Raw genomic sequence first — 26,119 nt, 5'->3', positions numbered from 1 at the left:
TCAGTAACAGGGCCCTACTCGCAACACGGAGGGTCGGCTTTCTCCACCCGAACGGCGGCCGTAAAAGGCACCGTCATCAACACGGTTCCTTCACTCGCTGCAATCTCGATTACTTGGCCTTCCTGCACTCGTCCCTCGATTACTTGTCTCGCCAGTAATTCTCGGGCAGCGGCCACTGCCTCAAGGCGAGCATCTTCGAGGCTCGCAAATTCGGCCCCCTCGGGATCATGTATGATCGTGTGCGCGTTGCGGCGATGGTGAAGATAGTAGCGGGGCATCTTCTTTCCTTTTGCCAACCCGAACCACATAATTGCGGAACGGTTCCTTGATTTATGAATTCTCGTAGATACGTTAACGGCACCATGCTGAAATCAAGGAACTTTTCGAGGAACCAGTGTCACAACCCTACGGAAATATTCTCCTAGATCGACTTGCGCCTCACGTTTCCGCCGAGATCGCACTCAATCTTGAACGAGTCCGTCTTGAGTCACTCAATTGCTTGCTACATCTTCAGACATCCTTCCGCACGACGGGGCGTTGAAGCGCGTCTCGCAAGTGGCTACTAATGTATTTTGACCGGCTCGATGGCGACGAGCTTCGTGTAACGCATGACGCTTTGGCATTTGTTCTGGATGTCCGGCGCTCGACCATAATCGACGCGCTACACATACTGGAAGGTGAGGGTATGATTACCTGCAAGCGCGGAAGCATCGTCCTTCGAAACCGACCGGATCTCATAAAACTTTCCGGCCCACTGTACGGACTTGCGGAAGCCGAATACCAGCGACTTCTTGGCGCTAACTTCCGGTTGGCAGAGTCGTGCTAAACGGTTTTGTCTGTTCCACGAATTATCGTAGCCCGACCGAAAAATCTGTCTGTAGTAGGGAGAAGTTTAGGAGAGCAGGCCACAAGAGTCCGGGATAACTCAACGGATTCATCTAGTGTTCGAAGTGGCTTGGCAAACGCAGGCTCCGGTTGACGGCCGTACCAAGTGCTTACCAATCGTTTTACACGGTTATCGGGCGTCCCCGATCGGTCAGGACGTCTACAGGCGGCACACCGGTGTCGCGCGAACTAAAATTTCATCCATTGAAGCTGCGCTCCAGGCTCGTGCGGTAAGAGACCCATCATTCACGATCTAGTTCCTCCACCATAACCTCTGCCACGATGATTTTGTCGTGTTCGACACCAGAGCCTCCGTACCAAAGCCCTTGCGCAGGTGAGTTGACATGTAGGGTTGCTCCACCGAACCGTGCGACGAGCTCCCTTTCGACTTGCTCGATCTTGCGCTGCGCGTCGTCAACATTTGAAGGCAAGAAGATTTCAATAAGGTGGCTCATTTCATCGCTCCCACGGCGGAATAAAACGTCGATCTCGTTAGTCACCAAGACAAAGGGAATGCAGGGGATTAAGCCACGTTTCAGTCTTGAAATAACAGATTGCTGTTAGCTCACCTTCTTGGAAGCCTTTCACAGGCACTGTGCCACGGTAACTGCTTTTCTGACCAACGTCTTCCAAGCCATCCAACTTAGGAAGACACTCTTCGGTCACCTTAAACAATTCGCCGCGGACATGCAGGGCCCTGTCCAGGTTGATCCAACATCATCGGCCCGAAAAACCGCGATGAAGAGTGGGTAAGGCACAGCGGTAACGACCTCGCCCTGAAATCGCGCGGTGTTAAGCCCTTTCTCCTGGAGAGCGAACCCTCGTTTCAAGGTACCGTAGCTGAAAACGTTCATTCAACATCCCTACTCGGAATCGGATGCGCTTTTCATTTTTAGCTCATGCGTTAAGAGCTAAGTTCAACCGCTTGACATAGCTTTTGCGTCTCGAACTAACGGCAGCTTTCTTTGTTCCTCCCAACAGTGACTTACATGTGAAAGAGGCTATTAATCGCCTAGCAAAGCGCATAAGCTGCGCCTAATGCATCCACCGAGGAAGGAACGCCGTGATAGAGTCCGGTTTCAATGATCGCGCAAGGCTGCTGGGCGCCTTGGCCAACGAAAAACGTCTGCAAATCCTGCGTTTTATCGCTGGCCGAGAGACCGCCGTAGGCGATTTGGCGGAACAAGTTGGATTAAGTCAGTCCGCCCTGTCACAACATCTTGCAAAGTTGAAGGCCGCCAATTTTGTCACCGCTCGCCGCCAGGCGCAAACAATCTACTATTCGACCGAGCATCCAGGTGTGTGCCGTATGTTGAAAACCTTGGAAGAACTGGGATTTCATCCTCCGGCTGAAATTGAAGAAGCCTGTTAATAACCAGTTCGCCGTACATAATGTTAATGGGGGCGGAAAGCTTCACCAGATGATAGGGCGGGTATAACAATTCCGACATATGTTACGGTGTCACCGTTTCGATCACGGAAGCCGCGTCCGTAGCCCGTCACAAGCGTGTACTCATTGGACGGGTTGCACACGCGATAGGTTTGCTGTTGCGGCCTATTGGCAATGATGCTGTCTCTTATAGTTTTTGCAAGGCTTGGACGATCTTCCGGATGCACCCGTTTTAGATAAACTTCAATCGGAAGACCATTTGCCGCGTCTTCCGCGTCCAGACCAAACAAAGCTGCTAGGGCGGCATCGGCGCGCAAACTGTTTTCCGAAAGATCCCAGGTAAAAAAACCAATCTCAGCCGGGTCGTCATCCTCTACTTCGGCATGAAATGTTGTCTCAAAGCTATCCATCGCAACTCCGCGTTATGCCCTCGTTAGGTTATGGGTAACTGCGACAGAGACCTTTAATCGTTAGCATCTTCACGTTTCATACGGGCTCTGATCCCGCCATCCATCCCCATGCCGTCGAGCATTGGTTCATGTATGGCCCCTGTATGAAACGACCTTGGATCGCCGCGATCGGATTCTTTCTTGGCGATATTTGCCGACAACCGCTCCGTAAGGTCTGGTATCAAATGATGGGACATATCAGAGGCTTTCGCCTTCCATCCAACAGGACGCTCTTCTTTGGGACGGAGACACGATCTCACGATTGCATCTACGACGATTTCAGGATCGTCCATCATCGCCATACGGGGTTCATGGCCAGTATAGTTAGCTGCATGGGTCCACCATGGCGTGTCGACCGCCCAAGGCATGATCGTCCCGACCTTGATGTCCTCCATCTTCGCAAGCCGCAACTCTTCATTGAGTGTGCGGCTTAAACTGAGGACGCCAGCTTTCGTGGCTGCGTAGGTATTCTGAAGAGCCAGAGGTACTTCACTGTCAATTGACCCTGTATTGATCAGCGTGCCGTAGCCTTGGATTATGAACTGATCAAGCGCGACGTGCGTCCCGTAGATCAGCCCCTTCAGGTTGACGTCGATGAGGCGAGAGTGGTCTTCGATGGGAATATCCCAAAAGTATCCAATGGCTCCGACCCCAACGTTGTTTATCCAGACATCGATCCGTCCGAACTGATTAATGGCCGACTTGGCAATTTCTGAAACTTGCGCCGGGTCAGTGACATCGGCCTCGACAGCAAGGGCGCTTCCGCCTCCGCTTTCAATCTCAGACACGATCTCGTCCAGCATGTGTTTACGCCGTGCAGCGATGACAACCGACGAGCCTTCCGCCGCAAGCTTAATGGCGCTTCCGCGTCCAAAGCCACTTGAGGCGCCGACAACGACGACGACAAGGTCACCTAATTTATCAGGACGAGCGCTCATATTGGATCTCCATTGTTTCCTCACAGAGAAGACTGAGGGGAGCACAGGGTTCCATTTGTTCCGTCTGGGTCATCGATTCAAAGCAAAGAGTGTCTGCAATCATGCGATGAGAGTTCCCAACCGATTTCGGTATGTAACGCAAAAAAAAGCGCGTCTCTTTTGAGACGCGCTAAAATTTCCAACGGGTGCCAGCTATGCGGTGGGACACATTAGCTTGGCAGAGACCTAACTTCTCCACGGGAAATGTGTTCCAAAGACCTGTTTACTCTCAAGCGATGGCTGACGGGTCCCAACTGCTGTCCAGCTCTTAATCATATGTTTCGCACAATGTACGCGCAAATTTGGCGGGGCCGATTCCGTTCAGAGGCGACGGTGAGAATTGCCACAGATCAACCGTCCCAACACTGAAACATTCCTCCTTTTTTTTCACACCCAGGGTTCGAGCATGGCAGGAGGTGAGGTGGAAAAGCATCCCGCGCCGGCCAGTGTGCCACCAAGTATCAGGGCGCCTTTGCCGTAAAGTGTTAGTGCCTTGAACTTGGATGGCACTTCTATAATCCACACAGCGTTTTCGTTGTCATTCCAAACAAGGCGGCCATCCACGGAGGAGACAGCAGCCATTTGGCTTGCTTCGGAGCTCCCGCGGTCGAAAGCAACGATGACGTTATCACCGTACCCAAAAGGCATGGCAGCAGCCCCGCCAGCGACCGATGTTGCAAGTAAGACCATAACTATCGGACGGGACCGCTTACGCATCCGAACTTTGGTTTGAGTGCGGTAGACAACGATGGCGATGGACATGCAGATCACCCCGGCGATAAAGACCATGATGTCCCATAAGAGCCAATACTGATCTTCTTTGATGTGGTGTAAACCAAGTAGCCAGTGATTGATTATTGCATCAAGCACGTGCCAAGCGCCAAACCCTGTTAACATCATAGCCCCGGGGGGGTGGATGTTGCCTTCTGGATGCGACCTCAAGCCGATCCAAAAAAGATAAATTCCAGAAACTGCCACTATGTACATTCCAGCATGGAAGATACCATCCATCATCACCCGAAAGCGGAGGTCGCCAAACCCGGGACGATCAACGGAACTCAGTAAGCCGTGCCATTGCAGTATCTGGTGAAAAAGGATTCCATCGAAAAAACCGCCGAACGAGAGCCCAATTAAGAAAGCGCCCGCGTTATAGGAAAGCCAACGATGGTTTGGGCTCTGTGCGCTTGGCTCTCTCGTGGACATCGGGTTACCTTTCGGTTGGCAATTCTCTCCGAACCCCCTCTACACTTGATTGTTCCAAGCCTCTTGGATCCTATTCTGCGGATAGCATTTCGTTGAGACATCCCTGTTAGCCGTCAAACCAGTGTGGCGAAACGATCATCCGTCTCTCGAGCGGGAACAACACCACCAACATATTTCACGGTGTCGCCATTTCCATAATTAAGGGACGGCTAACCGAAAAGGTCTATTGGTCCAAACCGCCATAGATGCATACGCCATCCGCTACTGGCAGATCAGGCACTATTGATCGCGGCCCCCGGGAACTCAGTTACGAAAAAGGGGTTAAGTGCAGTGGAAGGTGAGCTATGGGTACATTGCACGAAAAAAAAACGGTTGTACTAGTCGTCGAAGATGAGGGCCTGATCCGCATGGATGCAGTTGATGCCCTTTCAGATGCCGGTTTTGAATTGGTTGAGGCGTCGTCCGGTGATCAAGCCGTAGCTATTCTTCGGGAGCGGGATGACATCGATGTCGTTTTCACTGACGTCCATATGCCTGGTTCCATTGACGGTCTTATGCTTTCTAAGACGATCCACGATGAGTGGCCGACCATTGGCGTTATCATCACCTCGGGTCTTGCTCGACTAGTCCAAGATCGGCTGCCATCTCGAACACTTTTCTTCCAAAAACCGCATGAATATAAGCGGATCATTGGCGCGGTGAACTGTCTCACGGGTCGATAGTGTTCGACTTGAGAGGAAGTTTACCGATCAAACGAAAGCGAACACCTTTTGGCGGAAACTCCAGGGTGGTCTCGCCGGTAAAGTACGGGCCGATCATGCGACGGATCAGGCGAGAGCCAAACCCCGTCGCTGACGGCTCCCGCACCAGCGGGCCATCCTGCTCCGTCCAGTGGAGTTCAAAGCTCCCATCGGTTTCAACAGTCCAAGTGATTTTGACACTGCCTCGTCACCTGAAAGCGCACCATATTTTGCTGCATTCGTCGCCAGTTCATGCAGTCCCAAAGAAAGGCCGATCGCTTGGGGTGGTTCTAATGGATAATCCGGTCCATTCCATGACAAACGGCCATTACCGGCTTCATGAGGCGCCAGCGCTCCCGGTTTGCCCGTGACGCTGTCGATGTACTGGGAAACCACCCGGTTGCCGGTGGCTCTTTTGAGTGTGTGGAAACGGACCTTTTCGGATCCGGATGTCGCCGGTGTCATAGCGACAGGGCACGTGACCAGCGACAGTTTGAGATAGCCTCTCCAGTATGGGCGCACAGTCATGCGTGAAACTGCGATGCCGCCCACTTAGTTCCGTTGCTGGCGAAACCACGAGGGCGCTCATGGCGTTTGTACAGACGGAAAAGGAGAATTACCCATGGCCGACAATCTCTCTAAATACCGGGCGAAGCGCGATTTCAAGCAGACGCAGGAACCGACCGGAGAGGCGCAGGTCAAGCCGTCCAATCGTCGGCGGTTCGTGATCCAGAAACATGACGCGACGCGGCTGCACTACGATCTTCGACTAGAACTGGACGGAGTATTCAAGTCCTGGGCGGTTACAAAAGGGCCGTCTCTTGATCCGGGCGACAAACGACTCGCGGTTGAAGTTGAAGATCACCCTCTCGACTACGGTGACTTTGAAGGCACGATCCTGAAAGGCCAATATGGAGGCGGCACGGTGATGTTGTGGGATCGCGGCTACTGGGAGCCCGAAGGGAAAAAGACACCGGAAGAGGCGCTGGCCAGAGGTGACTTCAAATTCACGCTTGAGGGTAATCGTCTGCATGGCAGTTTTGTGCTCGTCCGCATGCGGCATGATCGCGACGGCGGCAAACGCACCAACTGGCTGCTGATCAAGCACCATGACGAGTTCTCCGTCGAGGAAAATGGTGCCGCCGTGCTTGAGGAAAACGATACCTCGGTGGCGTCCGGCCGGACGATGGAGGCTATCGCATCTGGCAAAGGCAAAAAGCCGAAGTCATTCATGCTTGAAAGTGGTGCTGTGGAAGCCAACGCCGTCTGGGACAGCAATCACGCACTTGCCGCCGACGAGCGCAAGGCGGGGACAAAGAAGACAGCCACCAAATCAGCGAAGAGGTCGGCTACCTCAAAAGCTGCGTATATGCCTGACTTTATCGCGCCGCAGCTTTGCGAAACCCTGGCGCGGCCGCCAACCGCAAGCGGCTGGATACATGAGATCAAGTTCGATGGCTATCGCATCCAGATGCGCGTCGAAAACCGTGAGGTCACCCTGAAGACCCGCAAGGGATTGGACTGGACGAAAAAATGGTCCGCAATTGCTCAGTCCTCTTCCACTCTGCCCAACTGCATCATCGATGGTGAGATTTGCGCCCTCGACGAAAATGGTGCACCTGACTTCGCCGCGCTGCAGGCGTCCCTGTCGGAAGGCAAGACGGACGACCTCGTCTTTTTCGCTTTCGATCTGCTTTTCGTCGGAAGTGAAGACGTTCGGGAGCTGCCTCTGACCGAACGCAAGGATAGACTGCAGACGCTACTATCGGACGCCGGAGACAACCCCCGACTTCGATTTGTCGAGCATTTTGAGTCCGGTGGCGATGCGGTGCTGAAATCTGCGTGTCGTCTATCACTGGAAGGCATCGTTTCAAAACAGGCTGATGCGCCCTATCGATCAGGCCGCACGAAGACCTGGGCGAAATCGAAATGCCGGGCCGGCCATGAAGTTGTCATCGGCGCCTATGCAAAGACCAATGGCAAGTTCCGCTCGCTACTCGTGGGTGTCAATCGTAATAACCATTTCGTTTATGTTGGCCGTGTGGGTACGGGTTACGGCGCGAAGGTCGTTGAGACGCTTCTGCCAAAGCTGAAGGCGATGGAGGCATCGAAGTCGCCGTTCACAGGCATCGGTGCGCCTAAGAACTCCTCCGATATCGTTTGGCTTAAACCAGAACTCGTGGCGGAGATAGAATTTGCAGGCTGGACGGGAGATGGCCAGGTTCGGCAGGCGGCTTTTAAGGGCCTGAGAGAATACAAGTCGGCCGACGAGGTTGAGGCCGAAACACCGGCGTCTCCGGTTGAAAACGAACTGCCTGATCCTGAGGCCGCCAAGTCACCGCCTAAACGCTTGCGCAAGGGGGCGAAGGTAGAGGTGATGGGTGTGATGGTCTCAAGCCCGGACAAGCCGCTCTGGCCGGATGCTGGCGACAACGAGCCGGTGACCAAACTCGATCTGGCCCGATATCACGAGGCTGTTGGATCCTGGCTGATCAACCATATCAAGGGCCGACCTTGCTCGATCATCCGCACGCCGGATGGGATTGCTGGCGAACAGTTCTTCCAGCGCCATGCCATGCCGGGAACATCCAACCTGCTGGAACTCGTCACCGTCTTCGGCGACAAAAAGCCGTATCTACAGATCGACCGAGTCGAAGGGCTGGCTGCCGTCGCGCAGATTGGTGGCGTCGAGCTACATCCCTGGAACTGCGAGCCCAACCAGCCGGAAGTGCCGGGTCGGTTGGTGTTCGACCTCGATCCAGGTCCGGATGTGGAATTTTCTGCAGTCGTCGAAGCTGCGCGGGAAATTCGCGATCGGTTGCAAGACCTGGGGCTCGTTAGCTTCTGCAAGACGACTGGTGGTAAAGGCCTTCATGTCGTCACCCCCTTGGCCGTGCCGAAGGGCAAAAAGCTGAGCTGGGACTTGGCGAAAGGTTTTGCTCATGACGTTTGCCAGGATATGGCACGAGACAATCCGGATCTTTACCTGATCAAGATGGCCAAGAACCAACGGGAAGGTCGCATATTCCTGGATTATCTGCGCAACGACAGGATGGCGACAGCGGTCGCTCCTTTATCGCCCCGCGCGCGCCCCGGCGCAACCGTGTCGATGCCCCTGAACTGGAGCCAAGTAAAGACCGATTTGGATCCCAAGCGATTTACAATCCGCACTGTGCCTGACCTGCTAGAAAATGGCACCGCGTGGCAGGACTACTGCGATGGGCAGAGACCACTGGAACAAGCCATCAAACGGTTGGTGAAATCTCGAAACGTGTCTGCGTGAGAGTACTATGAACCAGATGGAGCGGTTTCGGCAGCTTCCACCTGTCGATTTGCAGGAGATGATCGGCTTGTGGAAGGGCAGGGGTATTCCATCCGGACACCCCTTAGACGGCGTGCTGGAAAATCTTGGGTGGTTTGGCAAACGGTTCTCGGCTGAGATGCGCGCCGATGCGCTGTTGTTTCGTGCAGGGCAAAAATGCTTGATACCTATAGACCCCGCGTGGGTACCGCTCCGTTTTGCACTTCGTATCCACAGGCTCGGAAGAGCACAAGCTTTAAGCAACCTATTTCCCTATCTGCTGCCTTGGATGCGAGCCAGAGGCTCCGTAGCGTCGTTAGAATCGCAGCCATTTCAGGGGGTAATGAGTGCTGCGATGATCTACGACAAGCAGCCCATCGTCGATCATTTCCGCAAGATCGGCGACGGTCACGTCATGGGAACAATGGTGATTAACGGCGACGACCGCTTTTATTTCTTTGAACTGAAGCGCGTTGAAGAGGGGTGAGCCCCGCAACGCACTTGTCATAATTCGCTCAACGAATATGGGGGTCGCTGTTGCGCTTTTTACTCTGCGCCACCAGACTGTCAACGTCCGGCGCAAAGAGATCATGCCGCTCGGCAAAGGCCAAAAAAACGGCTCGTGCGGTCTGCGCATCGATTTCCCCCTTGATCGCAGTCTTGCACGCTTTGACCGCTAGCTCGCGCTCAAGATCGGCAGGGTTTCGCCAATCCAAGAGTATCTGGTAGGCATGCATGACCGATCTGACTTTTGTTGGCATGCCTAGACCCAAAAGAATGGTGACGGGTTCCTCGAACATATCGGGTTTCATCGGCTTCTCCTTTCCATCTGCCCCGATTGTGTCTGTATGAGAGATGAAGGCGGGAAGCGTGGTCCGCTTCCCGCTTATGTTCAAGTTCTTACAAGCCGCGTCTTCATGTCGGACGCCTTATGCGACCTGTCGTTCCGCTTCGATTTGTAGCGGGGCTGCCTGATTACCAGTCTGGCCGATCGTGATTTTGCGCGGTTTCAGGGCTTCGGGAATCTCTCGCCGCAATGCAATGCGTAGAAGTCCATTCACCAAAGTGGCTTCTTCTACCTTCACATGGTCGGCAAGTTCAAAACGGCGCTCAAAAGGACGACCGGCAATGCCGCGATGGAGATATTCGCCGTCTCTGTCCTCGGCCCTTTGGCCTTTTACAACCAGTACGTTGCGCTCCTGCATGATGTCGAGATCGGCTTCGCCGAAGCCCGCGACCGCCATTTCGATACGGTAATCGTCGTCACTCGTTTTGACGATGTCATAAGGAGGCCAAGGGTCAACTGCCTGTAGACGCTGCGCGTTGGTCAAAAGATTGAACACGCGGTCGAAGCCGACGCTGGAGCGATAGAGAGGTGCAAAATCAAGTTCAGTTCTCATAGCCAAATCCTCCGTAAAGCGAGATGGAATGGAGACGCGGAAACTCGCGTCCTCGGTTCTGTCAGCCCCTGTCGGCGACTGACGACAATGATCTAATTTTGGGAAAAACGGGTTTCAAGATTTTCCTCAAATTTTTTTAGGTCCGTTGAAGGCCCTCCGTATGCGGTTGCATGCGTGAGTCGGCAGCCAGTTGCCTTTCAGATCATGATTTCGCCGCCCGTAACAGGAATGACGGCCCCCGTCATGTAACTTCCCAGCGCAGAGGCAAGCAGGACGTAAGCGCCGACCAGTTGTGCTGGTTGCCCGGCCCGACCGATAAGGGTGTTCTCACCAAACTTGGCTGCTTTTTCAGCTGACATTGTCGAGGGAATAAGTGGAGTCCAAATTGGCCCGGGCGCAACCGCATTTACACGTATGCCTTTGTCTGCAAGCATTTCGGCCAGACCTGCGGTGAAGTTAGAGATGGCGCCTTTTGTGGACGCATAGGCCAAAAGCTGCGGCGATGGCTGCCTTGACTGGATCGAGGTCGTGTTAATGATTGAACTGCCCGGCTTCATGTGACGAGTAGCAGCCTTCGAGAGAAAGAATGGCGCGTAGATGTTGGTTCGGAAAGTTTCATCCCACTCATCACCCGTAATATCGGCGATGTCATCATAGGTTCGTTGGAAAGCGGCGTTGTTTACAAGGATGTCGATGCCACCGAGCTCGTCGACGGTGCGTTGTATAATGTCGGTGCAGTGTTCCTCGGATTTGATGTCGCCAGGAATGACAAGTACCTTCCGGCCGGCGTCCTCCACCCATTTTGCGGTGTCGCGGGCATCATCGTCCTCGTTGAGGTAGGAAATAACGATGTCGGCACCTTCCCGGGCGAAAGCGATAGCGACGGCCTTGCCAATCCCGGAGTCGGCTCCGGTAATGAGAGCGACTTTCCCTGTAAGTTTGCCATCACCTTTATAGGAATGCTCGCCATGATCTGGGACAGGCTGCATCATAGCAGTCTTACCGGGCGGCTCCTGCTGCTGTTTAGGATATGGCGGATTAGGGTATCGAGTGTCGTCCATCATCGCTCTCCTTTGGGCTTAGCGATTAAACCCTGGAGTGTGATCTGGGTTCCCTACAGACGATTTCTTGCCACGCTAGGAGGAAATAGGTGACGGTACTTTTATACTAATAATCAATGTTACCTTTATCCTTAGTGTTGGAAACTTGTAAAGCCGCTTGGATCCTAAGGGCCTCTTCCTAATGTGACGAGGTGCGATCTTGCAGAAGACGAAACACTGTTCGTTTTGCGGCGGCGCATCCTGGAACCGGCAGTTGATCCTGAGATGCTCTTTACATAGTGAAAAAGTGGAAGCTGGCTTCTCTAGTAATTATTTCGGATTTTCATTTTGAAGGAAGTGGTTGACTAGCCCTGTCGGCGACTGGCGAGAATGGTCGTAAATTTGGGGAAAAAAGCGTTCGAAGATTTCGCTGATTTTCTTTCTGTTGGATTCAGCCGCCAACATATTAGCAAACCGTATCCTTCAGTAAATTTCGACCGAACCTGGCTCCTATCTAAGCCACTGCGTCTGGTCGCGTATAGTCCCGACCCTCGAGGGAACAACATCAGCCAACCAACGTTTTCGAGGTCCTATCACAAATGGAGTTTGCAAAAAAATGGTCACTATGGTTGGCAACGAAGGCAACATCGAAAAGCTCGTCAAAGACCTTCTTTATCTAGAGCATGACGCAATCGCCGCATACGATTCCTGCATCGAGCGGCTGGACGACAAAGCACTCAGTGCGAAAATCGCCGAGTTCAAGCAGGATCATCTTCAGCATGTTTCCGTCTTGAACGACATGGCTCGAGAGCTTGGCATCGAAGCCCCGACCGAAGGCGACATGAAGCAGATGCTAACGACAGGCAAGATCGCGCTTGCAGACCTGATGGGCGACTCAGCGATCCTGAAAGCCATGAAGACGAATGAAGATGACACCGTCACTGCTTACGAGCGAGCATCGCGTCACGAAGATGCCATCCCCCAGTCGAAAGCATTTTTCATGAAGGCCCATGAAGATGAGCTCCGCCATCGTGCCTGGATGGAATCGACGGCCAAGGCCATTTGATCTTGATAATCGTCGGGAGGACCCTCATCTAAAGATAACCTCCCGAACAAACCATAGCCTGCAGCGACAGACAGTTACCTGCTGGAGACGGGATGACGAGGGGGCGCTCCCCGTAAACCATCCTTAGTCTGACGCTCTACCTCGACACAAAACAATGCCCTGTTTTTTTGGCAATAACGGGAACATATCAGGTAGCGCATTGTTACCGGCTTTTGGAGGAACGAATATGTCAGCACTCAGTTGGGGCATACCACTCGAACTAACAATGCCTCACAGTGGCATGCAGACTGTGCATGGCCCCTTCGCGGCCCTTATTTTTCTCATGGATGAATGGCCTGACAGTAGCGGTCCTGCCTACGTGGCGGCACGGAGCTCATGCAGGGCGGCTATTGATGGGCGTGAAACGCCGGAAGAAACGCGAGAGCGGTTCGTTTTAGCTGCGCGTGAAGCGGGACTGCTCCCGTCGGAGATGCGTCGAGAGGGGATGCTCCCATTCGCCACTGGGGGGGCGTTACATCACTCAATCAATGCCAGTGCTGAGCGTCCACCGGTTATAGGCCTTAGGCATGACAAATGATCAGAAGAATATTATCCGTGCTCTTGGTGTAACAGATACCTTCGACGCGAGCGATGAGGTTGCGCGGCGAACTACCTTCCTGACAGATTATGTGAAATCGTCAGGTACCAAGGCGCTTGTTCTCGGTATTAGCGGTGGGGTGGACTCCCTTACCGCTGGGCTTTTATCGCAATTGGCCGTCCAGTCACTGCGATCCGACAGGTATGAAGCGCGCTTCATTGCGGTGAGACTTCCATATGGACGCCAGGTGGATGAGGAAGATGCACGAAAATGCCTTTCAGTCATCGAGCCGGATGAAGTCATCACTGTCAATATACAGCCCGCAGCTGATGCTATGCTAAGGGAAGTAAGACGTGACGCCGATCAGTTGCTTTCTGGGCCCCGTCTTCATTTCCACCTCGGTAATATCAAGGCCAGGCAGCGAATGATCGCTCAATACGCACTTGCAGCAGGCGCTGATGGTCTCGTCGTGGGGACCGATCATGCAGCCGAAGCGTTAATGGGTTTCTTCACCAAATTCGGGGACGGAGCTGCCGATATTCTTCCGCTAGCGGGACTCAACAAACGCCGTGTGCGAGCGCTTGCGCGTTATTTTGGTGCGCCTGACGAATTGATTTACAAAATACCGACGGCGGATTTGGAAAGTGATGCCCCGCTGAAACCCGATGAGGAGGTATACGGCGTCTCATATGATGAGATCGACGACTTCCTCGAGGGTAAGCAGATCCAGCCCGAAGCTGTTCAGAAAATTTTGACAGCATACCGCCGCTCTGGTCACAAACGCGCGTTAGCTGTCACACCTAACTGAGCTCCTGGACACATCGGATGCTCGGCCGACACACTTGTGAATAGCGTTCAGATTAAGTCTGGCGAGGAGGGCTCATGAACAATTGGGTTCATTTATGCATCGATATGCAGAGGATGTTTTCAGAAGACACACCGTGGCATGTTACTTGGATGAAGCGGGTCGTGGACGAGGTCCTTGAGGTCTCCCGATATCACCGCGAGCGTACGATATTTACACGCTTTGTACCTCCTCGGCATCCGTCCGATATGCCCGGTATGTGGCAGACCTATTACGAAAAGTGGCACGAGATGACGCTCCCGGTCCTTGCACCGGGAATGGTTGATTTGATACCTGAGCTAAGGAGCCTGGTCCCCCCTGCTAGAGTGTTCGACAAAAGCACATACTCACCGTGGACCAGCGGACATCTTCATCCATTACTGGACCAAGAGGAAGTGACTGCGTTAGTTATCACCGGCGGTGAAACTGATATGTGTGTGCTCGCGACCGTCCTTGGCGCTATTGACTTGGGCTATAAAGTTATCCTGCTTAGGGATGCCGTCTGCAGTGGCGCGGATGATACACACGATGCGTCCCTGGAGCTTTTAGCTAGCCGATTTTCCGTCCAGGTCGAGGTTCTCACTACTGAGGAATTTCTGAGGCGATCGTCACCCATATGATAATTGCTTAAGACTCAACTGCGCTGGATCATTTGCGAAGCAACCAAGGCGTTAGTTCCCCATATTCAATATTGAGCCACTTAGTGCAGCGCAAGTTCGGCAGAAAACTCTCCATCGTCCTATCAAAAATCCCTGCGGATCAGCCCCTACAGATCGACAAAAAGGCGGTTCGTGTTATATTCACCAGATCGAAATCTCTGCAAAATGACGTCCCGTTTTGGCAAAAGCCCTGATGGATCGCGCTTGTTTTTAGGGCACCATATGATCAGCATATCGGTGAGCAATTCGATAGCATCAGCATCCAATAGCGCGGTGAATCTGTTTAGATCAGACTTCATGCCGAAATCGCTCCTCGGTCCGGGCGCGCAGCGTTGCCTCACTGCGAGCTTACTGTGATCTCATTCTATCAGTTCCGGTATGGCACGATGGATTCACGCCTCGGTCGAAAAAAGACCCTGCCACTCTAGGTCCGTCTCGCGCACGTAAAGGGTCATAGCAGCCTATTGATACTCCCAGTGTGACAGGCAGCATTTCGAACGACGTCGGGTTCGGCAACCTGGCACCCCGATGACTTCACCCATGCCCTGCCTAGGCTCTTTTGGCTTAATACCTGTTGCCTAATGTGCTAGCACGTCAGCCTCGAGCGCAGCCGCAATAAACTCCTCGCGGGCGACATGGGGCGAACTGTTTCTTGCTGCGGCCAGTATGCACGCGTTTTTCGCTCGATCGTAGTGGAGTCCACGTCGACTAGGCCAGCGATGCTGGAGCATCTCAATCGCGCGCCCCGGTCCTTCCACCACCTCGGATGAACCATATCCAATCCGAACCAAAACCGGCTGCGGCCAGACCACACTGACAGACTCTGCTTGCTGCTTCATTATCTCCTCCTACGGTCGATCTCTCGTCGACCTACCGGAAGATTAGCATACTGAGTTGAGGTTGAGCTAGCGTCATAATAATAGGGAACAGAGCTCGTTCAGGAAAACTTCTTCCCGCAGTGCTGGTGGAGAAAGCCCTGGATTATCATGATCAGAGAACTTCCTCGGAAAGTCGGACGCATCATCAAGCGGGCCTTACCGTTGCGCAAACGAATATGGAGATTCTCCTAATGTAGGGCAAGCACTGTTGGATCCCAGTCGCCCGGGGAAAAGTTTCATTAAATACAGGCGTTTGTCATCGGCAAGGGCTTGGAGAAGTTCTAAAGGCGCAGCAAGGGTCGAGGGGATTGCCTGTCGCGTATAAGCACGGCCTCAGGGACGGCAGTGGCTCTAAAGCCGTCTCGCATTCTCGCATAGCGACACCGACCGCAGAGAGGGACAACCCAGGTTTACGGTGCCAAAATGAATTCCTCCGCAACTCGAATAGTCGACCCGGGGATTTACAGACGATCTCCGTGGAGGATTTTCTCCGGGTGGAGAAGTTATGGATCAGAGCGGACTGGCGAGTGACTATCTCGTGGCCACCTTCGGCAAAATGGTGGAATGTCGCCCTCCATCGCCAAGGCGGAATGGTCTTGAGTTATATGGTGCGAAAGAAAGATAAGTGCCCGCAAAAGAGCTGCTGTCAAAGACGCAGGCTGTTCGCCTGCGTCTTGTTTTGGAACTAAGCAGGGTCTTTCGAAACAGACGATTGCGGTGTGCTCGTTACGGACTGTGATTCCTCGATGACGCGGTCGCGAACCACATCGTGCACATCCGCTGCAACTGCTATCGCTTTGTCATACACATCCGACGTAACTTTCTCGGCTTTGTCGATTTGGGTTGCGACTTCGGTGGAAACTCGAGATTTCACGTCGTCCGAAATTTCCCCTATCGCCGTGTCCTCAGCCTCTGTCCGCGGCAAGGCTGCACCGATAGCAGCGCCCACCGCAAAGGCAAGGGCTCCGCCCACGAGTGGTTGGTCCTTGAAATGTCGGAGAATTGCCTCGTTGACGTGCGAGCCTGTATCGCGCGCGGATTGGCCCATGTCGGCGACTTGCTCACCAAACTTTCCAGCTGAGCTCTTCAGCTCATGCCAACTGCTAGATACCCAACCAGATGCTTCGTCAAGAAGGTGGCCGGCTTCGTCCCTGATATCATGTATCTGTCGGCCCGACGCGTCAGCAAAACCACGAAACTTCTTGCCGCTCTCGTCAACAAAGTGACCCGCGCGCCTACCGGCTTCATCGGTCAAGGCTTTGAACCGGCCCCCGCCACTGTCAGTAAAACTAGTGTAACGCAGGTCGCCCTCCGTTTGGACCGGTCCGGTCCGTCGCAAATCTCCACTTACCTGGGCAAGCGGATACTCATCTTCCGCTCGGTGAGAAACCGAGGATCCAGTTTTTGGCCCAGCCATGAGCCAAGCGAGGCCCACTCCGACGAGTGCCACAGGAACAGGATTGCTTTTGACAGCAGCCCCGAGGTTAGATGCATATTCGCCGCCCCCGGATGATTTGGCATAAGCCAAAACCTCATCCACAAGTTGACCAGGCGACATGCGTTGCTGGATCGCGTCCAATCTGTCTTCGATGCGTCGGCGATCTTCAGCAATTTCCCGTTCGATCTCCGCGGACTTTGGATTTTCTGATGTAGAAGCCATCACGTTCTGTCCTTTACTACCTGAGCATCACGCTGGAGCGAGGCCGCTGTTCGTTCAAGTTTAAGATTTTCGCCTTTGAAAGACGAAAGGCCACGCGCAATCAGCACCCATGCCACAAGTGCTACGACAACACCTACCGCGATCGATGAAAGAGCGTCAGCCGTAGTTTCTAACATACCCTGCGCTACCAAGAACACGGTTAGGCCTTTGATAAGCGCTGCGAGTAGCACCCCGATGGCGCAAATCGCAAGGATGACGCCAGCGGCGAAAGCCTCTAAGCCCAACAAGGCATGAGACATCTTCTCCGAAGCCTCTGCCTTGGCCAGATCAATTTCCTTGCGGAAAAGGCCTGAGATGTCACTTACCAATCCGGTAACGAGCTCAGGCAGGGAACGATTTTCCTTGTCAGCCATTGGAATGCCCCTTCACTGTAGTGGTAGTTGGCTCATTCGTCGTCAGAGTTGAAGTGCCAGTTACTCGAGCCGTTGAGACTTGAGTCTCGTTACCATTGCCTGGCGCCGATGCTGTAAGGAAGCGACTTGCCGCAAGACCCGCAATTGCCGCTATTCCAAGAAAAGCGAGGGGCTGTTTGCGACCGAAATCTTCAGCCATGGCTGCGATTTCACCTATGCTGCGACCATGCATGTCATCTGACAACCGGCGCACGGTTGAACCGACGCTGCGCGCCACCCGGCCGATCTCTGGGTCATCACCATTCTGTAACTCGGCTGCCACTTTCTCCACGGCTAAGGCAACACTGCCCACCTTGTTAGCAAGATAGCCTTTTTGATCCTCCGCAACGTCCTTGGCCTTGTTTGTTATTGAACCTATCTGCTCTTCGACGAAGCCGGAAACCGCATGGATGTCGTCAGCCACTTTCTGTTTTATGTCTGAGGCGGATGCGGTGACCTGGCCAGTAGTCGTTGTCTCCACGCCTTGCGGGTGCGACTGTGGTCCGTTGTTTACGGAGTATGTGTCGCCATGCTGTAGACGCGGTTTTTCGTCATCTCGGTCAGCCATTGAACTCTCCTGCTTAAAAGGGGTGTTTGAATGGTTACTAACTGGACAAGACTCACGTTTGTTCCAAGGAGCTGCGGCTGTTCCTAAAGTTCTGTAGGGAGAGAGAACGATCAGCTTTGGGCGCACCTGCGGACACGGTATAGGTCGCGGTATCACTTCGACTTACGATCACCCTGTCACCACAAGGATTTGCATCGTGTTGGCTGACGCTAGCCGTCTCTCAATAACTCGCGATCTGCTGAAATGATGCTTCAGCGGTTTGTTCTGGTTCCTGCGACGAACGCTCGCCCGGATTCGCTCCTGTTTGCCGTATTCATAATTGGTTTCGCTGCACCTTACGGGTGCTCCCCATTGCACCAGCATTAAAAACAGATATTGTAGGGAAACGGGGGATCATTTGCCGGCCAAAAAATATTCCACTTCGCATCGCGCGTATTTGAAGAATGGAAGATGATCGTATGGGCGGGGAAGGCACAATAAAAGGCGGCCAGCACCTGATCAAAGTAAACGATAGAGAAGGGCAATCGGCGCATGAAGCAGCGGCGTTCCTTGCCGCGATTGTCGAATCGTCCGATGACGCTATCATTAGCAAATCCCTTCAAGGGATCATCACTACTTGGAACCGGAGCGCGGAACGTCTCTTTGGCTATACGGCCGCCGAAGCGGTTGGAAGACCAATAACAATTCTTATTCCCGACGAAAGACTGGACGAAGAGCCAGCGATCCTAGCACGGATCAATGTAGGAGAGCGAGTCGATCATTTTGAGACGATCCGCCGTCACAAGGACGGCACCCTCATTGATATTTCCCTGACGATCTCACCCATCCGGGACTGTGATGGCACGATCATCGGAGCCTCCAAAATTGCCCGCGATATCTCGGAGCGGAAACACGCGGCCGAGCATCAAAATATGCTGCTTCGGGAAATGCATCATCGCGTCAAAAACCTTTTCGCGATTATCAGCAGCATCATAACGTTGGCCGCACGCTCGGCGCAGACACCTGCAGAACTCGCCAGCAACATGAAGACCCGCTTGGTTGCATTGTCGCATGCCCACGAAATGACATTAACCAGCGTTAGCGACGGTGAAACGTCCACTGAACAGCCCGCCACGTTCTTTGCACTGCTGTCGAAACTCCTCTCACCTTTTGCCGACACGGAAGACGGGAGATGGCGTCTTCACGGTGAAGACAGGCCAATTACCGCCGACCGGGTGACAAGCTTTGCACTGCTTTTTCACGAGTATGCAACCAATTCAGTAAAGTACGGCGCTCTTTCCCTAAGAGAGGGGCGGCTGGATGTTACCTTGGTAAGACAGCCGAACGGTTTCGAAATAGAATGGCGGGAATCGATGGGAATAGGCGCGACTGTCGGACCAACGGATAACAGGGGCTTTGGGACAACCCTCGAGGCAATGTTGATCAGGACTCTGAATGCACAGATTTCGAAGGATTGGCATGCAGATGGACTTATAATCCGGCTCACGCTCTCCTGTGACGCACGTGGCGTTTGATGAAGATAGTAGTGTAGCATCATTTTTCCTCTGCCGCCCCAAACCGTAGAGACACCTGAGGATTCCTTGATTTTCGAATACTGGTGATTAATTTTCCTGCGAGATATCGAAATCGATGGAGCTTGCGAGGAATAAGTGTCGAAACTCTACGAGAATGTTCTCCTGGACCAACTTCCGCCCCACGTTACGGAGGAACTAGCGCCGCATCTCGAGCGCGTCCGCCTCGAGGCCCTCCAAGTGCTTTCTACCCCATTAAAGACATTGCCCCATGTCTATTTCCCGCAGAGCGCGATTATCGGAGTGTTGGCGCCGCTTTCCGCCGAATACCATCAGTTGGGACTGATCGGAAGGGAAGGAGTCATCAACCACGTTTTCCCTTCAACAGATGATCGGATGCCTTGGACGATGCAGGTCCAGGTCGCGGGTACTGCCTGGCGCATCCGTGCAGAAACGCTGGCGCTTTCAGCCGAGCGTCATAGCCTTCTGAACCTGATGTTTCTTCGCTCAGGTCGGGTTGAGCAGATCCAGTTCGTGTCGACTGGTTGGCCCGCTACTCGCCGACGCGTGGAAGCAGGCCTGGCCAGATGGCTTTTAATGTATTTCGACCGGCTTAATGGCCACGAGCTTCGTGTGACTCATGAAGCCTTGGCATTTGTTCTAGGCGTCCGACGGCCGACCATAACCGACGCGTTACATATAATGGAAGGTGAGGGCGTGGTCTCGAGCAAACGAAGCAGAATTGTTCTGCGAGACCGGCAGGCTCTCATCGAGATTTCTGCTCCACTGTACGGGCTGGCAGAAGCTGAATATCAGCGGCTTCTTGGTGTTGACTTCCGGCAGGTTAAGCCTCGCGAAACGACTTTGTCGGTTCCCGAGATCATTGTTGCTAACGCAAAATAAGAAGTCTGTGGATGTCGATGACAGTTGGTCCGTCACACAGATTAGTCAACATGTTGTTATACTTCGTTTTCCGCGCAGCATGTTGATCCGGGTGAAGAGTGCAAATAGAGCCGAGCGCTAAGCCGGACAGGTGGGGCGCTCGTCTGCCATTTCGTTGGCCACCGCCAGAAACCGGAAAAACCGCGATGTTCACCATCCCTGTCGCGTCCGGTTGACACGGCCCGCGCTCTGCAGGTGAACTCAATCAATGGCGACTAGTTCCCAATGTTGGCTACGAAACGCGAATGGTTTGTCCATCAGCGACCCAGGCCGCTTCTTCATGCGTCGGGGGATGACAGGGAACATTTTCGTGAACTCTACGTTACTTAGGCTAAATGTTCCAACTACAAAGGAAGATATTATGGCCGAGAAGACATTGGAAGATCTTTTCCTTGATACGCTCAAGGACATCTACTTTGCCGAAAAGCAGGTTCTCAAAGCCTTGCCGAAAATGGCCCGCGCCTCGCAGTCAGAAGAAGGCAAAGCTGGTTTCTTGCAACACCGCGATGAAACGCAGGGCCAAATTGAACGTCTTGAGCAGGTGTTCGAACTTCTTGGTAAAGCTGCTCGTGGAAAGACCTGTGAGGCCATTCAGGGCATTATAGCCGAGGGGGAAGAGATCATCGAGGAATACAAGGGTTCGGTCGCCCTCGACGCGGGCCTCATTTCCTCGGCACAAGCTGTTGAGCACTATGAGATTGCCCGGTACGGCACGCTGATCGCCTGGGCCAAGCAACTCGGCCTCAAGGACGCAATCCCACTGCTTCAGGCAAATCTTGCAGAAGAAGAAGCTACCGATAAAAAGCTAACGCAGCTCGCCGAAGCGTCAGCAAATGCCAAGGGCAAGAAAGTTGCCTGATCGATCTACCGTCTCCTAAGAGGCCGCCCGCAGGGCGGCCTTTTCTCTGTGCGCATCAACCCTCATGAGGAGAGACCGATGGCCAAGAAATCCGCACCGTCCAAAAACGCAGGTCCTTTGCCCAAACAGTCAGCGTCTAAAAATTCGTCCACGCCAAACCAAACGATGGCCAATATTATAACCATCCATGACCAGCAGCTCCATCGCGGGGAAGGCGGGGAACTCCACCAGTTTGCTGAAGACGGCCACGACGTGTTGACGACCGCCCAGGGAGGCCCAGTGGCTGACGATCAGAACACGTTACGCGTCGGCGCCCGAGGCCCTGCGCTTATTGACGACTTTCACTTTCGTGAAAAAATCTTCCACTTCGATCATGAGCGTATCCCGGAGCGGGTCGTGCACGCGCGAGGCTATGGGGCGCACGGCTTCTTCGAAACTTATGAGTCACTTGCGGCCTACACAAGAGCCGATCTTTTTCAGCGGCCAGGGGAAAGGACGCCAGCGTTTGTGCGGTTTTCGACTGTGGCGGGAAACAAAGGCTCTGCCGACCTTGCGCGTGATGTGCGCGGCTTCGCCGTCAAGCTTTACACGCAGGAAGGTAACTGGGACTTAGTGGGCAACAATATTCCGGTATTCTTCATTCAAGACCCGATAAAGTTTCCAGATGTCGTACACGCCGCAAAACAGGAGCCAGACCGTGCGTTCCCGCAAGCGCAGACTGCCCATGACAATTTTTGGGACTTTATTTCGCTTACACCCGAAAGCATGCACATGGTCATGTGGATCATGTCGGACCGTACTATTCCACGCTCCTTCCGCTTCATGGAAGGGTTCGGCGTACACACCTTCCGGTTTGTCAATGCGAAGGACGAGTCCACGTTCGTCAAGTTTCACTGGAAACCAAAGCTAGGGCTGCAGTCGGTCGCCTGGAATGAAGCAGTCAAAATCAATGGCGCTGATCCAGACTTCCACCGTCGCGACCTTTGGCAAGCGATCCAGTCCGGCAATTTCCCTGAGTGGGAACTGTGCGTTCAGCTGTTTGACCAGGAATTCGCTGACAGCTTCGACTTCGACATCCTCGACCCGACGAAGATCATTCCCGAGGAAATCTTGCCGGTTCAGCCGATCGGACGACTGGTCCTTGATCGAATGCCGGACAACTTTTTTGCCGAAACCGAGCAAGTTGCGTTCATGACCCAGAACGTGCCGCCGGGCATCGATTTCAGCAACGATCCGCTGCTGCAGGGTCGCAATTTCTCCTATCTAGATACGCAATTGAAGCGACTTGGTGGACCGAATTTTACGCATCTACCCATCAATGCGCCTAAGTGTCCCTTCCACAATTTTCAGCAGGATGGCCACATGGCGATGCGCAATCCAGTTGGCCGAACGAACTATCAGCCAAATTCGCGTAACGAAGGCCCGCGGGAATCGCCGGTGAAAGGCTACAGGCATTTTCCATCAGAAGAGCAGGGGGCAAAAGTGCGGCTTCGTCCGGAGAGTTTTGCCGATCATTACAGCCAGGCTCGCCAGTTCTATATTAGCCAGACCGCGCCCGAGCAGCGCCACATCGCCATGGCGCTAACCTTTGAGCTCAGCAAGGTAGAAGCCCCAGTCATTCGCGAACGCATGGTATCGCATCTGCTGAACATCGATGAGACACTGGCAACGACCGTTGCGCAAAAGCTCGGCTTCCAATCCATGCCCCAGCCCGCGGATGCGGCCATGCCGACGCGCCAGGACCTCGAGCCATCGCCAGCGCTTAGCATCGTGGAACGCGGTCCCAAGCGTTTCGAAGGGCGCAAACTTGGAATTCTGGTCACTGATGGTGTCGATGCCAAGCTTTTGAAAGGCCTGACTACGGCAATCACTAAAGAGAAAGCCGTTTTTGAGCTGATCGCTCCGAAAGTCGGTGGCGTGACGGCGTCCGATGGTTCGCGGGTGGAAGCACACCACATGATTGACGGCGGGCCGTCGGTTCTGTTCGATGCCGTGGCCATTCTCACGTCGACCAATGCGATTGACGATCTGGTGAAAGAGGCGACTGCAAGAGACTTTGTGGCCGACGCTTTTCAGCACTGCAAGGTCATCGGATATGATCAAACAGCTTTGCCACTGCTTGAAAAAGCGGGGATTGCAGGTGATCTCGATGAAGGCGTTCTGGCTTTGCCGGGAGAAGAGGGCCTGTCGGCTTTCGTTTCGGAACTTGGCAAACTTCGTGTCTGGGGCCGTGAGCCGTCAGTAAAGCTTGGTAAGGCTTCTCCGCCAATCAAGTAGCCTAGATGGGCGCGGTTATCCGCGCCCAATCAAGCATCGTGAAATTTCGGCAAACAACTATCTAAGGTGTCCCAAGAAGAAAACACGTGTAGAATGCCACCTGTACATGAAGCAAAACATGGTCATTTTGGGAGAGCCCGCGCAACCATGCCTGGCGCTTGCTCGATCATTTTCAGCAGTAAAATTGCCGTTCGATCCGGTTGATAGTGTTTCTGCTCCCAATCCTTGATTGTCTGTTGGCAAACCATACTGCTTAGTACAGCAACTCTTGAAAGCCCTTGCGGATGGCTGCGAATCCATAGTTTCAGGGACGAAAAGGGCACTAGGTTCCGTGCGTCTGAGCCTACGCCCGAACTATATTCATTGAAGTATACTCTAACATTACTTCTAAACCATGTGCGCATGCAAAGCTCGATGCTTACACAGAAACCGGGGGAGGCTTCCCGGCCAGTTTTAATTCAACCAGCGACTACAGCATGGTTGTCCGTGCCGGTGTCGATGGCGTTCACGCATTCAACGACAACATTCGCCTGCTGGCGCGCGCCGAAGCGGCTTACCGGTTCGAGGACGAAACCGCAGCCACCAGCGGCACCATCACCGGTCTTTCCGCTTTCAGTTTCGACGGGCAGGAAACCAACCCGTTCTGGCTGCGCGGTGGTTTGGGAGCTGAAGTCGATGTTGCCGGCGGCACGGCCTCGCTCAACGTCAACGTGACAACCCAAGGCGACGATCCAACCGTCTGGGTTCGCTCCGGATGGAAGGTCAGTTCTGATCATTCTATTCGAATAATTGTCGAGTGCGAAGCCGGACAGGTGGGGCGCTCGTCTGCCATTTCGTTGGCCATCGCGAGAAACCGGAAAAACCGCGATGTTCACCATCCCTGTCGGGTCCGGTTGACACGGCCCGCGCTCTGTAGGTGAACTCAATCAATTGCAGTTTGTTCCGAAATGATCGGCGGTCCAACGGTCTGAGTTATCAGGCTGTACGGTCACGGTCTGAGCGCTTTGGTTTACGAGTGTCCTTTACCGCCTAAGGGCAAGCTTCACTCTTGCCTGCGCTGACAGCAGGAAAGCATAAGCTGCAGTCTCTGACATTTCTTCCAGTATCTGCATGTGGCCCCAGTCGCCGAAATTCAAACCCATATGTCCTTCCGCACCAGCGGAGACAATCATTGCGACAATAAACAAGAGAATGTCGGCAAATGGAAAGCGCCAGGTGACAATCAGGAACCTGAGAACGTAAATGCCCTTGCCCTTAATGGAAAATGCCGCGCAGATCAGGCCTACGACGATGAGTGCAGGCATTATGTAAGGCTTGTACCATAGCTGGGACGAAGAGAAAAACGGTCCCTCATCGCCGTTAGACAACGGAGGCATGAAAACTCCGCCCCAGCTGAGTTCGCGAAATGCCAAGATCGCCCAAACGATAGAGACGGCAAGCCAGAACCATCGAAGCTTTGTGTGACTTTCTACCGCGAACCATAGCGCCATTGCCGCGCCGCCGAGCAATATGAGAACTTGGCCAACTTCAATAGGGCCGTTTTCGAACCCCGCCCAAGCAGGCAATATTCCAGCTGCAGGAAAGCCGAGGGCTAATAAAGCCACTCCAACCCACCTCAGTTGCTTCATCACACTCATCTTGCAGATTCCAGTCGCCCTTAGACCATTTCATTTCATTGAATCTGCAGTGTGTCTACTGGCGTCGCTTTACGAAGTGGGTGATTTCGCCGGATTTCGCCATGCCCCGAATTTCGACGGATTGGCTATTCTATGGTCAGATCACAGGCGCGAAGGGCAATGGGGAGGCAACAGTGACTCACAAGCCTTTAAAAAGCTTATCTGCTGTGTCTGCACCGCGGCGGTAGCGCTCCAAAATCAAACTGCAATGTGGAAGCAATTCTACCGTATGGCGGTCGTTTTTCTCGCACCAGACAAGCAGTAGGTCAGTTAGCAGTTCGAGTTCCTCAACTTGAACTTGCTCGGCGATTTTTGCAGTTTTATTTTGGATCGCCGCCTCCCGTGTGCCACGGATGAACGCCGAACGAACCGGGTTGAAACTCGTCCTTCTTGATATTCATTTCCTGGACTGCAGTCTCATGCATCAGGTGAAAAAGCGCGCTGTCGATAGGGTCCTCGACCAATGACGTCGGATCGTTCGTTGCTTTCAGGATCGTCTTTTCAACAATCCGGTGGCGCATCTCGATTGACGATGTGTATTGCGTGACCCTCTCGTTTAAGAGAGGTCGAATTTGAAACTGAATAATGGGTTTTTCCATCGATGGGCTAGACATTTGCTTTCCTCCCGTCCTCGCAGGCAAGAGCACATAGTAACCCTCAAGCGTCAACGCCTACGTATTCGGATGCTAACGATAGTTTAGTATACCCTAAATAAGGGTTGGGAACGAATTTTTACAGTAACCATTTTTTGAGGGTTAATTCCTC

29 protein-coding genes and 1 pseudogene are annotated in these 26,119 nt (G+C 53.5%); 14 read left to right on the top strand and 16 right to left on the bottom strand.

From position 1 onward, the window contains the following. Nucleotides 1–14 precede the first annotated feature (14 nt). On the bottom strand, nt 15–278 hold the full coding sequence (locus tag PYL13_RS27065; protein ID WP_441296673.1) for a DUF6894 family protein: 264 nt from the start codon (nt 276–278) through the stop codon (nt 15–17). A gap of 287 nt (nt 279–565) precedes the next feature. On the opposite strand from PYL13_RS27065, the gene PYL13_RS17855 reads away from it, so the two are divergent. Beyond that, the gene (locus PYL13_RS17855) at nt 566–826 is read left to right on the top strand and encodes a helix-turn-helix domain-containing protein (RefSeq protein ID WP_275642546.1); all 261 of its coding nucleotides are present in this window, start codon (nt 566–568) and stop codon (nt 824–826) included. 301 nt (nt 827–1,127) lie between these two features. Here PYL13_RS17855 and PYL13_RS17850 read toward each other — a convergent pair whose 3' ends face one another. Then, nucleotides 1,128–1,340, bottom strand: a complete 213-nt coding sequence (locus PYL13_RS17850) for a hypothetical protein (RefSeq protein WP_275642545.1) — start codon at nt 1,338–1,340, stop codon at nt 1,128–1,130. Nucleotides 1,341–1,377: 37 nt separating this feature from the next. Beyond that, the gene (locus tag PYL13_RS26975; protein WP_368077698.1) at nt 1,378–1,551 is read right to left on the bottom strand and encodes a hypothetical protein; all 174 of its coding nucleotides are present in this window, start codon (nt 1,549–1,551) and stop codon (nt 1,378–1,380) included. Between the two features lie 397 nt (nt 1,552–1,948). On the opposite strand from PYL13_RS26975, the gene PYL13_RS17845 reads away from it, so the two are divergent. After that, entirely contained in the window at nt 1,949–2,257 is a 309-nt protein-coding gene (locus PYL13_RS17845; protein ID WP_275642544.1) for an ArsR/SmtB family transcription factor, read from the top strand. 23 nt (nt 2,258–2,280) lie between these two features. Here PYL13_RS17845 and PYL13_RS17840 read toward each other — a convergent pair whose 3' ends face one another. The 3 genes from PYL13_RS17840 to PYL13_RS17830 form a co-directional block, all read right to left on the bottom strand. Next, nucleotides 2,281–2,685: a PAS domain-containing protein gene (locus PYL13_RS17840; protein ID WP_275642543.1), complete on the bottom strand. Its 405-nt coding sequence runs from the start codon at nt 2,683–2,685 to the stop codon at nt 2,281–2,283. Nucleotides 2,686–2,738: 53 nt separating this feature from the next. Next, nucleotides 2,739–3,662, bottom strand: coding sequence for an SDR family NAD(P)-dependent oxidoreductase (locus PYL13_RS17835; protein ID WP_275642542.1), 924 nt, complete (start codon nt 3,660–3,662; stop codon nt 2,739–2,741). A gap of 426 nt (nt 3,663–4,088) precedes the next feature. Further along, on the bottom strand, nt 4,089–4,904 hold the full coding sequence (locus PYL13_RS17830; RefSeq protein WP_275642541.1) for a DUF2243 domain-containing protein: 816 nt from the start codon (nt 4,902–4,904) through the stop codon (nt 4,089–4,091). Between the two features lie 344 nt (nt 4,905–5,248). Here PYL13_RS17830 and PYL13_RS17825 point away from each other — a divergent pair, with 344 nt between their 5' ends. Beyond that, nucleotides 5,249–5,626, top strand: coding sequence for a response regulator (locus PYL13_RS17825; protein WP_275642540.1), 378 nt, complete (start codon nt 5,249–5,251; stop codon nt 5,624–5,626). Nucleotides 5,627–6,001: 375 nt separating this feature from the next. On the opposite strand, the pseudogene PYL13_RS17820 reads toward PYL13_RS17825, so the two are convergent. Continuing rightward, nucleotides 6,002–6,172, bottom strand: a pseudogene (locus PYL13_RS17820) (Ku protein); the annotation flags it as partial. Between the two features lie 94 nt (nt 6,173–6,266). Here PYL13_RS17820 and ligD point away from each other — a divergent pair. Then, complete coding sequence (gene ligD / locus PYL13_RS17815; protein WP_275642539.1) at nt 6,267–8,927, top strand: DNA ligase D; 2,661 nt, start codon at nt 6,267–6,269, stop codon at nt 8,925–8,927. Nucleotides 8,928–8,934: 7 nt separating this feature from the next. After that, entirely contained in the window at nt 8,935–9,432 is a 498-nt protein-coding gene (locus tag PYL13_RS17810) for a GXWXG domain-containing protein (protein WP_275642538.1), read from the top strand. Nucleotides 9,433–9,460: 28 nt separating this feature from the next. On the opposite strand, the gene PYL13_RS17805 is transcribed toward PYL13_RS17810, so the two are convergent. From PYL13_RS17805 to PYL13_RS17795, 3 genes are all read right to left on the bottom strand, one after another. Next, nucleotides 9,461–9,757 (bottom strand): DUF982 domain-containing protein, encoded by a 297-nt coding sequence (locus tag PYL13_RS17805; RefSeq protein WP_275642537.1) that lies wholly within the window; start codon nt 9,755–9,757, stop codon nt 9,461–9,463. Between the two features lie 117 nt (nt 9,758–9,874). Further along, a complete protein-coding gene (locus PYL13_RS17800; protein WP_275642536.1) occupies nt 9,875–10,345 on the bottom strand; it encodes an Hsp20 family protein in 471 nt (156 codons plus the stop codon). Nucleotides 10,346–10,542: 197 nt separating this feature from the next. Next, entirely contained in the window at nt 10,543–11,409 is an 867-nt protein-coding gene (locus PYL13_RS17795; protein ID WP_275642535.1) for an SDR family oxidoreductase, read from the bottom strand. 592 nt (nt 11,410–12,001) lie between these two features. Between PYL13_RS17795 and PYL13_RS17790 the strand changes: the two genes are divergently transcribed. The 4 genes from PYL13_RS17790 (at nt 12,002) to PYL13_RS17775 (ending at nt 14,492) form a co-directional block, all read left to right on the top strand. Beyond that, nucleotides 12,002–12,451, top strand: coding sequence for a DUF892 family protein (locus tag PYL13_RS17790; RefSeq protein ID WP_275642534.1), 450 nt, complete (start codon nt 12,002–12,004; stop codon nt 12,449–12,451). A 154-nt stretch (nt 12,452–12,605) separates the two neighbouring features. After that, nucleotides 12,606–13,028 carry a DUF982 domain-containing protein gene (locus tag PYL13_RS17785; protein ID WP_368077693.1) on the top strand — a complete coding sequence of 141 codons (423 nt, stop codon included), beginning with the start codon at nt 12,606–12,608 and terminating at the stop codon, nt 13,026–13,028. After that, the gene (gene nadE, locus PYL13_RS17780) at nt 13,018–13,836 is read left to right on the top strand and encodes an ammonia-dependent NAD(+) synthetase (protein ID WP_275642532.1); all 819 of its coding nucleotides are present in this window, start codon (nt 13,018–13,020) and stop codon (nt 13,834–13,836) included. The genes PYL13_RS17785 and nadE overlap by 11 nt, the downstream gene beginning before the upstream one ends. A gap of 74 nt (nt 13,837–13,910) precedes the next feature. Beyond that, nucleotides 13,911–14,492 (top strand): cysteine hydrolase family protein, encoded by a 582-nt coding sequence (locus tag PYL13_RS17775; RefSeq protein ID WP_275642531.1) that lies wholly within the window; start codon nt 13,911–13,913, stop codon nt 14,490–14,492. Nucleotides 14,493–15,109: 617 nt separating this feature from the next. Here PYL13_RS17775 and PYL13_RS17770 read toward each other — a convergent pair. The 4 genes from PYL13_RS17770 to PYL13_RS17755 form a co-directional block, all read right to left on the bottom strand. Continuing rightward, the gene (locus tag PYL13_RS17770; protein ID WP_275642530.1) at nt 15,110–15,370 is read right to left on the bottom strand and encodes a DUF982 domain-containing protein; all 261 of its coding nucleotides are present in this window, start codon (nt 15,368–15,370) and stop codon (nt 15,110–15,112) included. 724 nt (nt 15,371–16,094) lie between these two features. Continuing rightward, complete coding sequence (locus PYL13_RS17765; RefSeq protein ID WP_275642574.1) at nt 16,095–17,069, bottom strand: DUF3618 domain-containing protein; 975 nt, start codon at nt 17,067–17,069, stop codon at nt 16,095–16,097. Then, the gene (locus tag PYL13_RS17760) at nt 17,069–17,482 is read right to left on the bottom strand and encodes a phage holin family protein (protein ID WP_275642529.1); all 414 of its coding nucleotides are present in this window, start codon (nt 17,480–17,482) and stop codon (nt 17,069–17,071) included. The genes PYL13_RS17765 and PYL13_RS17760 overlap by 1 nt, the downstream gene beginning before the upstream one ends. Then, complete coding sequence (locus PYL13_RS17755; protein WP_275642528.1) at nt 17,475–18,089, bottom strand: nutrient deprivation-induced protein; 615 nt, start codon at nt 18,087–18,089, stop codon at nt 17,475–17,477. Before PYL13_RS17755 ends, PYL13_RS17760 begins: the two co-directional genes overlap by 8 nt. Before the next feature lie 443 nt (nt 18,090–18,532). On the opposite strand from PYL13_RS17755, the gene PYL13_RS17750 reads away from it, so the two are divergent. From PYL13_RS17750 to PYL13_RS17730, 5 genes are all read left to right on the top strand, one after another. Beyond that, nucleotides 18,533–19,603, top strand: a complete 1,071-nt coding sequence (locus PYL13_RS17750; RefSeq protein ID WP_275642527.1) for a PAS domain S-box protein — start codon at nt 18,533–18,535, stop codon at nt 19,601–19,603. Nucleotides 19,604–19,738: 135 nt separating this feature from the next. Beyond that, on the top strand, nt 19,739–20,503 hold the full coding sequence (locus tag PYL13_RS17745) for a Crp/Fnr family transcriptional regulator (protein ID WP_275642526.1): 765 nt from the start codon (nt 19,739–19,741) through the stop codon (nt 20,501–20,503). Between the two features lie 397 nt (nt 20,504–20,900). Further along, entirely contained in the window at nt 20,901–21,401 is a 501-nt protein-coding gene (locus tag PYL13_RS17740; RefSeq protein ID WP_275642573.1) for a YciE/YciF ferroxidase family protein, read from the top strand. A gap of 165 nt (nt 21,402–21,566) precedes the next feature. Beyond that, on the top strand, nt 21,567–23,678 hold the full coding sequence (catE, locus tag PYL13_RS17735) for a catalase C (protein WP_275642572.1): 2,112 nt from the start codon (nt 21,567–21,569) through the stop codon (nt 23,676–23,678). A 356-nt stretch (nt 23,679–24,034) separates the two neighbouring features. Beyond that, entirely contained in the window at nt 24,035–24,598 is a 564-nt protein-coding gene (locus PYL13_RS17730; RefSeq protein WP_368077697.1) for an autotransporter outer membrane beta-barrel domain-containing protein, read from the top strand. Nucleotides 24,599–24,700: 102 nt separating this feature from the next. On the opposite strand, the gene PYL13_RS17725 is transcribed toward PYL13_RS17730, so the two are convergent. Both PYL13_RS17725 and PYL13_RS17720 read right to left on the bottom strand, forming a co-directional pair. Continuing rightward, nucleotides 24,701–25,315 (bottom strand): hypothetical protein, encoded by a 615-nt coding sequence (locus PYL13_RS17725; RefSeq protein WP_275642525.1) that lies wholly within the window; start codon nt 25,313–25,315, stop codon nt 24,701–24,703. Between the two features lie 359 nt (nt 25,316–25,674). Further along, a complete protein-coding gene (locus PYL13_RS17720; protein WP_275642524.1) occupies nt 25,675–25,953 on the bottom strand; it encodes a hypothetical protein in 279 nt (92 codons plus the stop codon). Nucleotides 25,954–26,119: the final 166 nt, after the last annotated feature.

The sequence above is a fragment of the Agrobacterium sp. Azo12 genome, from assembly GCF_029193765.2.
GTDB lineage: Bacteria > Pseudomonadota > Alphaproteobacteria > Rhizobiales > Rhizobiaceae > Agrobacterium.
The sequence above is the reverse complement of the archived record's forward strand: the minus strand, read 5'-3'. Positions and strand labels throughout refer to the sequence as shown.

Bases quoted from the DNA above. Each gene is read 5' to 3' on its own strand.
- PYL13_RS17805 (WP_275642537.1), bottom strand. From the start codon at position 9,757: ATGAAACCCGATATGTTCGAGGAACCCGTCACCATTCTTTTGGGTCTA.
- PYL13_RS27065 (WP_441296673.1), bottom strand. From the start codon at position 278: ATGCCCCGCTACTATCTTCACCATCGCCGCAACGCGCACACGATCATA.
- PYL13_RS17755 (WP_275642528.1), bottom strand. From the start codon at position 18,089: ATGGCTGACCGAGATGACGAAAAACCGCGTCTACAGCATGGCGACACA.
- PYL13_RS17855 (WP_275642546.1), top strand. From the start codon at position 566: ATGTATTTTGACCGGCTCGATGGCGACGAGCTTCGTGTAACGCATGAC.
- PYL13_RS17825 (WP_275642540.1), top strand. From the start codon at position 5,249: ATGGGTACATTGCACGAAAAAAAAACGGTTGTACTAGTCGTCGAAGAT.
- PYL13_RS17830 (WP_275642541.1), bottom strand. From the start codon at position 4,904: ATGTCCACGAGAGAGCCAAGCGCACAGAGCCCAAACCATCGTTGGCTT.
- PYL13_RS17760 (WP_275642529.1), bottom strand. From the start codon at position 17,482: ATGGCTGACAAGGAAAATCGTTCCCTGCCTGAGCTCGTTACCGGATTG.
- PYL13_RS17750 (WP_275642527.1), top strand. From the start codon at position 18,533: ATGGAAGATGATCGTATGGGCGGGGAAGGCACAATAAAAGGCGGCCAG.
- PYL13_RS17775 (WP_275642531.1), top strand. From the start codon at position 13,911: ATGAACAATTGGGTTCATTTATGCATCGATATGCAGAGGATGTTTTCA.
- PYL13_RS17785 (WP_368077693.1), top strand. From the start codon at position 12,606: ATGCCCTGTTTTTTTGGCAATAACGGGAACATATCAGGTAGCGCATTG.
- PYL13_RS17835 (WP_275642542.1), bottom strand. From the start codon at position 3,662: ATGAGCGCTCGTCCTGATAAATTAGGTGACCTTGTCGTCGTCGTTGTC.
- PYL13_RS17840 (WP_275642543.1), bottom strand. From the start codon at position 2,685: ATGGATAGCTTTGAGACAACATTTCATGCCGAAGTAGAGGATGACGAC.
- PYL13_RS17765 (WP_275642574.1), bottom strand. From the start codon at position 17,069: ATGGCTTCTACATCAGAAAATCCAAAGTCCGCGGAGATCGAACGGGAA.
- catE (WP_275642572.1), top strand. From the start codon at position 21,567: ATGGCCAATATTATAACCATCCATGACCAGCAGCTCCATCGCGGGGAA.
- ligD (WP_275642539.1), top strand. From the start codon at position 6,267: ATGGCCGACAATCTCTCTAAATACCGGGCGAAGCGCGATTTCAAGCAG.
- PYL13_RS17795 (WP_275642535.1), bottom strand. From the start codon at position 11,409: ATGATGGACGACACTCGATACCCTAATCCGCCATATCCTAAACAGCAG.
- nadE (WP_275642532.1), top strand. From the start codon at position 13,018: ATGACAAATGATCAGAAGAATATTATCCGTGCTCTTGGTGTAACAGAT.
- PYL13_RS17800 (WP_275642536.1), bottom strand. From the start codon at position 10,345: ATGAGAACTGAACTTGATTTTGCACCTCTCTATCGCTCCAGCGTCGGC.
- PYL13_RS17725 (WP_275642525.1), bottom strand. From the start codon at position 25,315: ATGAGTGTGATGAAGCAACTGAGGTGGGTTGGAGTGGCTTTATTAGCC.
- PYL13_RS17790 (WP_275642534.1), top strand. From the start codon at position 12,002: ATGGTCACTATGGTTGGCAACGAAGGCAACATCGAAAAGCTCGTCAAA.
- PYL13_RS17720 (WP_275642524.1), bottom strand. From the start codon at position 25,953: ATGGAAAAACCCATTATTCAGTTTCAAATTCGACCTCTCTTAAACGAG.
- PYL13_RS17770 (WP_275642530.1), bottom strand. From the start codon at position 15,370: ATGAAGCAGCAAGCAGAGTCTGTCAGTGTGGTCTGGCCGCAGCCGGTT.
- PYL13_RS17850 (WP_275642545.1), bottom strand. From the start codon at position 1,340: ATGAGCCACCTTATTGAAATCTTCTTGCCTTCAAATGTTGACGACGCG.
- PYL13_RS17810 (WP_275642538.1), top strand. From the start codon at position 8,935: ATGAACCAGATGGAGCGGTTTCGGCAGCTTCCACCTGTCGATTTGCAG.